At 71.6% G+C, this 2,400-nt stretch carries 1 protein-coding gene, 1 rRNA gene and 1 pseudogene; all 3 read right to left on the minus strand.

Going from position 1 to position 2,400, the window contains the following annotated elements; all coding sequences use genetic code 11:
* Positions 1 to 134: 134 nt before the first annotated feature.
* On the minus strand, positions 135 to 848 hold the full coding sequence (locus JS521_RS37235; RefSeq protein WP_205084128.1) for a tetratricopeptide repeat protein: 714 nt from the start codon (positions 846 to 848) through the stop codon (positions 135 to 137).
* 402 nt (positions 849 to 1,250) lie between these two features.
* Positions 1,251 to 2,198 (minus strand): annotated as a pseudogene (locus JS521_RS37240) (hypothetical protein); the annotation flags it as partial.
* 127 nt (positions 2,199 to 2,325) lie between these two features.
* Positions 2,326 to 2,400, minus strand: a 5S ribosomal RNA gene (gene rrf / locus JS521_RS18790); the annotation flags it as partial.

Here is a 2,400-nt window from a genome sequence, read left to right on the forward strand (position 1 = left end):
CGAGGACACGCCCCCCCCGCAGCCCCAACCAGCACCCCCCCGGTCCCCCCCGGCCCCCTCCCGCCCCCGCCCCCCGCCCCCCCCCCCCCCCCCTCTTCGCATCAGCTTTCCGTCAGCGGCCAGGCCTTCAGCGGTCAGGCCTTGGCAGAACCGTCCGCGGGCCCGCCCTGGTCGTCGCGCCCTTCGGAGGCGTCCTCGGCAAGAGGCGCCTCGTCCGTCTCGTCGTCGTCCCCGAGGACGTCGACGAACTCCACACCGTCCAGCTCGGCGAGCCGGTCCGACGCGTCGGTGGAGCCGTCCTTGTCGGCCTCCAGCGCCTTCCCGAACCACTCCCGGGCCTCGTCCTCGCGCCCGGCCTCCAGCAGGGCGTCCGCGTACGCGTACCGCAGACGCGGGGTCCACGGCTGCACGGAGTTGGACGCCAGCTCGGGGCTCTGGAGCGTCACGATGGCTGCGTCGATCTGACCCATGTCACGGCGGGCCCCCGCGGCCACCAGCCGCATCTCGACCTGTCCGGCCTTGTCCAGCTTCTGTACCTCGGGGTCGCCGGCCATGGCCATCGCCCGCTCGGGCCGCCCGAGCCCGCGCTCGCAGTCCGCCATGACGGGCCACAGGTCCACGGACCCGGTCATCCGCCGGGCCGCCCGGAACTCGGCCAGCGCCTCGGCGTACTTCTGCGTCGCGTACGCCGCGAACCCGGCCGCCTCACGCACAGCAGCCACACGGGACGCGAGCCGCAGGGCGATACGGGAGTACGCGTACGCCTCCTCCGGGTCCTCGTCGATCAGCCGGGCCACCATGACGAGGTTGCGCGCGACGTCCTCGGCAAGGGTCTTCGGCAGGCTCATGAGCTCCTGGCGCACGTCCTTGTCGATCTCGTCGCCCGTGACGTCGTCCGGAATCGGCAGCCGCTTGATCGGCTCGCGGTCGCGGTCCCGCTCATCGCGCCCCCGGAAACCGCCACGGTCCCGGTCGTCGCGCTGACCGCCGCGGTATCCACCGCGGTCGTCACGACGGAACCCACCGCCGGAACCGCCACCGCGGTTGTCGTCGCGACGGAAGCCGCCACCGGAGGGCCGGTCGTCATCACGACGGGGACCACGCGGGCGGTCGTCGCGGCGGTCGAAACCTCCGCTGGGACGGCCACCACGGTCATCACGCTGCTGACCACCCCGGTACCCACCACGGTCATCATCACGACGAGGCCCACGATCACGGTCCCGGTCATCCCGACGGAACCCACCACCGGAAGGTCGGCTGTCGTCACGACGGAAGCCGCCGCTGGAACCGCCACCGCGGTTGTCGTCGCGACGGAAGCCGCCACCGGAGGGCCGGTCGTCATCGCGACGGGGACCACGCGGGCGGTCGTCGCGGCGGTCGAAGCCACCGCTGGGACGGCCACCACGGTCATCACGCTGCTGACCACCCCGGTACCCACCACGGTCATCATCACGACGAGGCCCACGATCACGGTCCCGGTCATCCCGACGAGGCCCACGATCACGGTCCCGGTCATCCCGACGGAACCCACCACCGGAAGGTCGGCTGTCGTCACGACGGAAGCCGCCGCTGGAACCGCCACCGCGGTTGTCGTCACGACGGAAGCCGCCACCGGAGGGCCGGTCGTCATCGCGACGGGGACCACGGGGGCGGTCGTCCCGCCGCTCGAAACCTCCGCCACGGTTGTCGTCACGGCGGAATCCCCCACCGGAACCGCCACCGCGGTTGTCGTCACGACGGAACCCACCACCGGAGGGCCGGTTGTCGTCGCGACGGAAGCCGCCACCGGAGGGCCGGTCGTCATCACGACGGAAGCCGCCACCGGAGGGCCGGTCGTCATCACGACGGGGACCACGGGGGCGGTCGTCGCGGCGGTCGAAACCTCCGCTGGGACGGCCACCACGGTCATCACGCTGCTGACCACCCCGGTACCCACCACGGTCATCATCACGACGAGGCCCACGATCACGGTCCCGGTCATCCCGACGGAACCCACCACCGGAAGGACGGCCGTCATCACGGCGCGGGCCACGGTCGCGGTCCCGGTCGTCACGGCGGAAACCGCCACGGTCGTTGTCGCGTCGGGGTGCGCCGGAACCGGACCGGTCGTCACGACCACCGCGGTAACCGCCCCTGTCACCGCCGTCCCGGCGACGCGGCTCGCGCTCCGGACGGTCGTCGGGAGAGTTGGTGGACATGGGTGTGACTCCTGTCTTCGGGTACCACAGACATTCTCGCGCAGCCGACCAGTCGACGCGCTTCGGGAAAAACAAAAGGACCCCTGGTCCCAGCATGAACGCTGGGACCAGGGGTCCTTGAAAGATTGTTCGGCGGCGTCCTACTCTCCCACAGGGTCCCCCCTGCAGTACCATCGGCGCTGAAAGGCTTAGCTTCCGGGTT

The sequence above is a fragment of the Streptomyces durocortorensis genome, assembly GCF_016901035.1.
Lineage (GTDB): Bacteria > Actinomycetota > Actinomycetes > Streptomycetales > Streptomycetaceae > Streptomyces > Streptomyces durocortorensis.

Excerpts from the sequence above, each read along its gene's own strand:
- JS521_RS37235 (WP_205084128.1), bottom strand. The coding sequence starts at position 848 with ATGAGCCTGCCGAAGACCCTTGCCGAGGACGTCGCGCGCAACCTCGTC.